Annotated in this window: 6 protein-coding genes; all 6 read left to right on the plus strand. The window is 49.5% G+C overall.

Annotation, left to right across the window (positions count from 1 at the left end):
• Window positions 1-172 precede the first annotated feature (172 nt).
• A complete protein-coding gene (locus tag AC50Y3_RS28455; protein ID WP_494822081.1) occupies window positions 173-1,927 on the plus strand; it encodes a cache domain-containing sensor histidine kinase in 1,755 nt (584 codons plus the stop codon).
• 3 nt (window positions 1,928-1,930) lie between these two features.
• The gene (locus AC50Y3_RS28460) at window positions 1,931-2,725 is read left to right on the plus strand and encodes a response regulator transcription factor (protein WP_494822082.1); all 795 of its coding nucleotides are present in this window, start codon (window positions 1,931-1,933) and stop codon (window positions 2,723-2,725) included.
• Window positions 2,726-2,859: 134 nt separating this feature from the next.
• Window positions 2,860-4,254 carry an ABC transporter substrate-binding protein gene (locus AC50Y3_RS28465; RefSeq protein ID WP_494822083.1) on the plus strand — a complete coding sequence of 465 codons (1,395 nt, stop codon included), beginning with the start codon at window positions 2,860-2,862 and terminating at the stop codon, window positions 4,252-4,254.
• 116 nt (window positions 4,255-4,370) lie between these two features.
• Window positions 4,371-5,237: a carbohydrate ABC transporter permease gene (locus AC50Y3_RS28470; RefSeq protein WP_494822084.1), complete on the plus strand. Its 867-nt coding sequence runs from the start codon at window positions 4,371-4,373 to the stop codon at window positions 5,235-5,237.
• Window positions 5,234-6,064, plus strand: coding sequence for a carbohydrate ABC transporter permease (locus AC50Y3_RS28475; RefSeq protein ID WP_494822085.1), 831 nt, complete (start codon window positions 5,234-5,236; stop codon window positions 6,062-6,064). The genes AC50Y3_RS28470 and AC50Y3_RS28475 overlap by 4 nt, the downstream gene beginning before the upstream one ends.
• Window positions 6,065-6,201: 137 nt before the next feature.
• Window positions 6,202-6,798 (plus strand): TetR/AcrR family transcriptional regulator, encoded by a 597-nt coding sequence (locus AC50Y3_RS28480; RefSeq protein ID WP_494822086.1) that lies wholly within the window; start codon window positions 6,202-6,204, stop codon window positions 6,796-6,798.
• Window positions 6,799-7,275 lie beyond the last annotated feature (477 nt).

The raw sequence follows: 7,275 nt of genomic DNA on the forward strand, positions 1-7,275 counted from the left end.
CACAAATCTGTGTCTGGATACAACCAGACGATCCAAAAATAACGAACCTCGATTCTATGAAATCCGAACTATCCAATCTTTACCTCGTTGCTTCATACTATATAATGAAGTAGAATCCGGCCTGATCTCCACAGTCAGACCGTTTATTATATCAAAGGCAGGCGCCAAACCTATGAGATGGACATCAAGGCTGTTATCGCTGCTTCGTTTCCGCAAAGTCAGAAGTCGATTTCTGGCCGCAATGATTCTGTTGTCCGTTCCTCCTCTGTTCCTCCTCGGTTATATATCCTTTAATATCGCGAAAGATACATTGACGCTTAACAATACGCAGACGAATATCGACCACCTGGAGACGTCCAATGAAGTGGCCGATTTGCTGTTCCGCAACGTGCTTAACCTGAACCGCTCGATCGTCTTAAACGATGAAATCCGCAATGATCTGCGCAGCAGCGAGCTCAATTCGAGTACGCAGCAAAGCGAGATGAATGCCACGACCAGCAATCGCCTGCAGCGGGTCATCAACAGCGATTCTTACGATTCCCGTTACGTCGACTCGTTGTGCGTGCTGGATCTCTACTACCAAACCTATTGTCTGGGCAAATCCGATGATGCGGGTATTTACGAAACCGCTGCGAAGAAACAAGATATTGAAGCATCGGAGTGGTACAAACGAGCCGTTGCGGCCAAAGGGAAAGTGGTGTTCTTCAACTACAATGTACTTGGAGATTCATCCCATACGTTCTCTACAGTCAAGCTGTTCCGCGATTCGGGGGATCCGAAGGGCAGAGCGATCGGCCTCTTGATCATCAATCTATCCAAGTCGATGTTCGGCAGCGTATTCAGCGAAAGCCATAATAACGGCATGTTCATGGCCGTGGATTCCTCGGAGAAGGAGCTTCAAGTGGTCTATCCGGAGGTGCAGACGATCGAATTGCCGAAGACGGCAAGCGGCCTGTCAGCGACCGTGAGCGAGCTGCGCGAACAAGGTTATCTGGTCAGTCAGTATCGCAACCAGACGACGGGGTGGACGTTACTGCATCTGATTCAGAAGAAGGAACTGCTCAAGCAGTCGAATTGGATCGGTACGGCAACCACGTTGATTGCGTCATTAATTGCACTCGTCGCGCTGCTGCTGTCGGTTATCATCTCAGGTACGATCACCAAACCGCTTATTCAAATCAAGAAAATGATGGTCGATTGGAACAAAGGAGCCCGGGAATTCGACAGTAAATTCTCCAAAGACGAGGTGGGGACAATCGGCGAGACATTCAAGCGCATTTCCTCGGAGAACGAGGAGCTGGCGAAGAGACTGCTTCATTCGGAACTGAAGGAGAGGGAAGCGGAGCTGCGCGCGCTCCAAGCGCAAATCAAGCCCCATTTTCTATATAACACGTTGGATTCCATCTATTGGATGGCCCGTTTACAGAAGAATCAGGAGGCCGCTCAGATGGCGCTTTCCTTGTCCGAGAGCTTCAAGCTCAGCTTGAATAAAGGAAAAGAGACGATTCCGGTCTTTAAGGAAGTGCAGCATATTGAGCACTACATGACGATACAGAACATCCGGTACAATAATCGCTTCACCTATCGCGCTGACTTCGACGAATCCATCATGGGGATTGAAATTCTGAAGCTAATCGTGCAGCCGCTCGTGGAGAACGCGATTTACCATGGACTTGAACCGAAGCTCGGCGAAGGGAAGATAGAAGTTTCCGGGAGACGGGAGGGCGAGTATCTCGTATTCATCGTCGAGGACGATGGGGTTGGAATCGCGGATATGTCTGTTACTCGCCAAGGGTATGGGCTTGCCAATGTAAAGGAACGAATAGAGCTTTATTATGGGGCGAGCAGTTTTTTTGAAATTACAAGCGAAGAAGGCGTGGGCACCAAGGTGGAAGTCAGATTCAAACCGATTCGCGAGGAGGCGTAAGCCGTGCTTAAAGCCGTTGTGTTTGACGATGAATATATCGTAATTGAAGCCTTGCGAACGCTCATTGATTGGACCGGGCTGGAGGTAGAGCTCGTCGGGACAGCAGGTGATGGCATTTCCGCGCTAGAGGTGTTCAGACGTGTAAAGCCTGACATTGTATTGACCGATATCCGAATGCCGGGGATGGATGGCCTGCAGCTGATCCAGGAAATCATGCGAGAAGCGGAGGATACGTGCTGCATCGTATTCAGCGGCTTCAATGAATTTGAATATGTGAAGCAGGCGATCCAGCTTGGCGTTACGGATTATCTGGAGAAGCCGATAACGGATGAGAGCGTGGAGCGATCTCTACATAAGGCCGTCAGCAAGATAACCAGTCAGCGAGAAACGATGGACATCCGCAGAAAATGGGAGGAGAGCCAGCGGGAGTTAGTGGAGAAGGCGCACTTGGATGGTCAAACGTTAGGAGATGACCAAACGCCGAAGAATTCCGCAGTGGAGCGGGCTCGTACGTATATCGTGCAGCATGTGAATCGGGACTTGTCCCTGCAGGAAGTAGCGGAACACGTGGGCATGAATGCCGCCTACTTGAGCGTGCTGTTCAAGGAGGAAACAGGAGAGACCTATATCAAATTTCTGACTCGATACCGCATGGAGCTTGCTAAAATGCTCCTCCGCAGAGGCTTGAAGGTGAATGAGGTAAGCGAGCGAGTCGGTTATCATACATATCGGCATTTCTCCGAAGTATTCAAGAAATGCACGGGCACCACACCCGGCCAATACCGTGAAATGATCTAAAAAATACGGACGTCGAACAATGAAATGACCCACTGAACGTGATGTAGTGCGGGACTTATAATAGGGATATGGGTACCCGGGCCCTATATTACTTCTTTCTTGGCGAACGATACTTATTCAGGGGGACATTGTTCATGGCGAAGTCGAATGCAGCAATATCGAGAAAATATGTAGCCGTCCTATCGTGCGTTTCGTTATTTGCCGGCTTGCTTGTCGGCTGCGGAAATTCCAACAACAACACCACTACCAACACCAAGGACAATACAGCTGCTAACACCACACAATCCGATAACACATCCTCGTCGACGAACGAATCCAGTAATTCGCAGGAAAAGGTTAAGCTAACGCTGCTGGTCGATAACTCGCAAGATTCCGTTAATGTAGCCAAAGCATTAGTAGATGCATTCCAAGCGAAGAATCCTAACATTACTATCGAGACGGAAACCAGGCCGGCGGGCAGCGAAGGCGATAACTTCGTGAAGACACGCCTATCGACAGGTGATATGAACGACGTCTTCTTCTACAACGCAGGCTCACTTATGCAAGCGCTTAATCCGGAGGAGAATATTCTAGATGTCTCAAGTGAACCTTGGGAAGCGGATGTTATTGACTCCTTCAAACAGACGGTAACCTTTAACGGCAAACAATTCGGTGCGCCAACGAACGGAACGATGGGCGGGGGCTGGTTCTACAACAAGAAGATCTATGCGAACCTCGGACTGACCGTGCCGAAGACTTGGGATGAATTGATGGCGAACAACAAGAAGATTAAGGATGCGGGCATTACCGCCATTATTGGGACCTACAAGGATTCGTGGACCTCACAGTTGATCATGCTCGCTGACTATTACAACGTTCAAGCCGACGATACGAACTTCGCAGCCGACTATACCGCGAATAAAGCGAAGTATGCGACAACGCCTATCGCATTAAGAGGCTTCCAGAAGCTTGAAGAAACGGTGGGCTACATGAACAAGGATTACCTTGCTGCCAACTTAGATGCAGGGCTCAAGATGCTGGCCGAGGGTAAGGGAGCGCACTATCCGATGCTGACCTTCGTCATCCCGACCATCGCACAGAACAATCCTGAAAGCATCAATGACATTGGATTCTTCGCTCAGCCCGGCGATCATGCGGACCAGAATGGACTCACGGTGTGGATGCCGACGGCAGCTTACATTTACAAAAACACACAGCATGCGGATGAAGCCAAAAAATTCGTCGCTTTCATCGCCTCAGCTGAGGGTATGGCTGTAGTGGGTAAGGTATCCAAGCCTACCGGCCCTTATGTTATTAAAGGCGCTGCGATCCCGGACGACGTTCCGCAGGTCGTGAAAGATATGCTCCCGTATTTCGATTCCGGCAAAACCGCACCGGCGCTTGAATTTGTCTCTCCGGTCAAAGGGCCTAACCTCCCTCAGATCACAGTCGAGGTTGGTTCGGGTCAACGCAAAGCAGCTGACGCAGCGGCAATGTACGACAAGGACGTTGAGAAACAAGCACAGCAGCTCGGACTCGCCGGCTGGTAGAATCAATGGCATGAGCGCTGAAGGCCAAAGGGGAGGGGCAGCATCAGGAGCTCCTTCCCTTTATCGGCCTCGTACTCTGCCTGCCTATCTCAACCATACCAGCAAGGGGGATCGCAATGAACAAGGTTTGGAAAAGCACCTATACCTACTACTTCCTGCTGCCTGCGGCGATCATCTACTTGATCATTTTCATTGTGCCTACGTTCATGTCCTTCTTCTTCAGCATGACCCGTTGGACGCTTCAGGATTGGACTTATATCGGATTTGAGAACTTTAAGACGTTCTTCCAAGAGTCATCGCTTAATATCGGCTTCAAGAATACGTTCATCTATGCGGTCGTCACCTGCGGCTTGAAGGTGGTATTCGGACTGCTGCTTGGCGTCTTCCTTACTTCGAAAATAAGAACGAAAAATTATCTGAGATCCGTCGTGTTCTTTCCGACTTTGGTAAGTACGATAGCCGTCGGTATCGCCTTCAGTACGCTTATGCATCCTACGGAGGGATTGATCAACACGACGCTTGCGTACTTTGGCATATCCGGTCCGGATTGGCTGGGAGATACGCGGATTGCCTTGTTGTCGGTAGCTTTCGTGGATGTGTGGAAGGGTGTCGGCTTTGCTACTGTCATTTACATTGCGGGTATCATGTCTATTCCCGAGGAATATTACGAGGCACTCCAGATCGATGGAGGCAATGCTTGGCATAAGTTCTGGAATATCATCCTTCCGCTGAGCCGGCCGGCAACGAATTCGGTTATTATATTGGCGTTTATCGGCGGGTTGCGCAGCTTCGACATCCTTTGGTCGATGACGCGCGGTGGGCCCGGGTTCGCGACCGACGTCATTGCCTCTATTATTTATAAGCAGTATCAAGGCGGCTTCTATGGACTGGCTACGGCCGGCAACGTCATTCTGTTTTTGTTTGTATCCGCGCTAGCATTCCCGCTGTCGCTTTACCTGAACCGAAGAGAGGTGGACCTATGATGGGCAAGCTCCGCCGGTTCAGCCTGGAATTCGGAGCGGTGTTGGCTTCGATTCTTATTTTCTGGATTCCGCTCTATTTCGTGATCGTGAATGCGATGAAAGACGAGAGAGGCGCTTCCTTGAGCAACATGGCATGGCCGAAGGCAAATCATCTGTGGGGCAACATCAAGGAAGTGATCCAGTCCCGCGATCATATGCTGGTGCTCGCTTTCGTGAACAGTACGACATTGACGATCCTATCGATCGCCATCTTGTTACTGGTGTGCGCCATGGCGGGCTTCGTTATGCAGAGACGCTCCGACCGGGTAACGCCTTGGATCAGCTTCTTCGTGCTGGCGGGTTTGATTATTCCCCCCGCGATCGTGCCTACGATCTGGGTACTGGAAAAGCTTCACCTGTTCAAAACGATGCTGGGACTCATCATGGTCGAGGTAGCACTCGGATTTCCGTTTGGCGTACTGCTGTACCGCGGCTTCATGGGCGCGATTCCCCGAGAGATCGATGAAGCGTCTGTGGTTGACGGCTGCGGGGGATTCCGATTGTTTTTCCAAATCATATTTCCGCTGTTGAAGCCCGTGAACGCGACGATCATCGTGACCTCGTCGGTGGCGATCTTCAATGATTTTACCAACCCGCTTTACTTCTTCCCTGGCTCTAAGAATGCAACGGTCCAGCTCACGCTCTACAACTTCATGAGTCAATTCATATCGCAATACAACCTGCTCTATACGAACATTCTGCTCATTACGCTTCCCCCTCTCGTGTTATTCATTTTCTTCAATAAGAAGATTGTTGCCGGGATAACGGCGGGAGCTGTGAAAGGGTAAGTATACGGGATCTTGTACGACGACTGACCGCATTCGGGCATTATGCTCGGATGCGGTTATTTTGTATGCTAGACCTAATTTACATCGTGTTGTATAGTTTACAGTATATAGAGTTAGCGGGAGAGGAAGTAGCTACTATGGGTCATGCCAAGGATCAGATCGATCCCCGCATTCTTCGTACAAGGCGGTTGCTTCGCGATGCTTTTATCGAATTGCTGCAGGAAATGGAAATCGAGAAAATATCGGTCAATCGTCTCGCGGAGCGTGCCACGCTCAATCGAGTGACGTTCTATCTGCATTATCGGGACATGCCGGATATGTTAGATAAGATGGCCGACGATATGATTGAGGAAATTACTTCGATCATCAATGCGCCGAAGCCGAACCGGAGCGTCGCGGAAGAAGTGGATTGGCCGTTGATGGTCAATCTGCTAGAGCACATCGCGGAGAATTTCAAGTTCTATAAAGTCATTCTTGCCGCGAAACGAACGACGGTCTTTACGGAACGGCTGCTGAAGCTGTTGACGAAGCTGATCACGGAGAGCGTTGAACGTCCTGGATGTGAACGTGATTTCGCCAGCTCGGGGATTCACAAAGATATTGCGATCTGGTACAGTTCCTCGGCCATGATCGGCACGATCATCTCTTGGCTTCGTGAAGACATGCCGTATACGCCGGTTTTTCTTACGAAGCAATTGTCCTTGCTGCGTCAGTATCGGCAGACTAAATCGTAGTAGTGGTAAGGAAGTGTCAGATAGAGCAGTGGCCATTCATCATATTGAGAAACTGATGGCATCGGAGGTGTTCGTTTAGCCTACCGGGAGAGGGGGTATAAGTATTCAAGCAGCTAGAACAAATAATTTCAAAAAAACAGTTGCAACATCCTATTCATCCATGGTATATTCTATTTCTGCCTCCGAGACATCAACTTGGAAGCGGCGATCGAAGCCAAAACAAGCTGAAAAATAAAGCTTGCAATCATGTTTCGATTCATGGTAAGATCTAATTCCGGTCATGAGCCGGAAGGAAATAAACCAAGTATTTGTTCTTTGAAAACTGAACAATGAGCGACCAGTCAAATGGTCATAAATCGCGAAACGAACGTTTCGCAAAGCTAGTTTTTTGAATGAGCTAACAAGCGAATTCATCTAGTAGAATGCTCCATTCGAAGCTTTGGCTTCGAACGGAAACCAATCTACTTTTATGGAGAG

The organism is Paenibacillus sp. J22R98, assembly GCF_059383835.1.

What these genes read in the sequence shown, in the direction of transcription:
- AC50Y3_RS28470 (WP_494822084.1), top strand. Translation starts at nt 4,371, where the DNA reads ATGAACAAGGTTTGGAAAAGCACCTATACCTACTACTTCCTGCTGCCT.
- AC50Y3_RS28455 (WP_494822081.1), top strand. Translation starts at nt 173, where the DNA reads ATGAGATGGACATCAAGGCTGTTATCGCTGCTTCGTTTCCGCAAAGTC.
- AC50Y3_RS28480 (WP_494822086.1), top strand. Translation starts at nt 6,202, where the DNA reads ATGGGTCATGCCAAGGATCAGATCGATCCCCGCATTCTTCGTACAAGG.
- AC50Y3_RS28465 (WP_494822083.1), top strand. Translation starts at nt 2,860, where the DNA reads ATGGCGAAGTCGAATGCAGCAATATCGAGAAAATATGTAGCCGTCCTA.
- AC50Y3_RS28475 (WP_494822085.1), top strand. Translation starts at nt 5,234, where the DNA reads ATGATGGGCAAGCTCCGCCGGTTCAGCCTGGAATTCGGAGCGGTGTTG.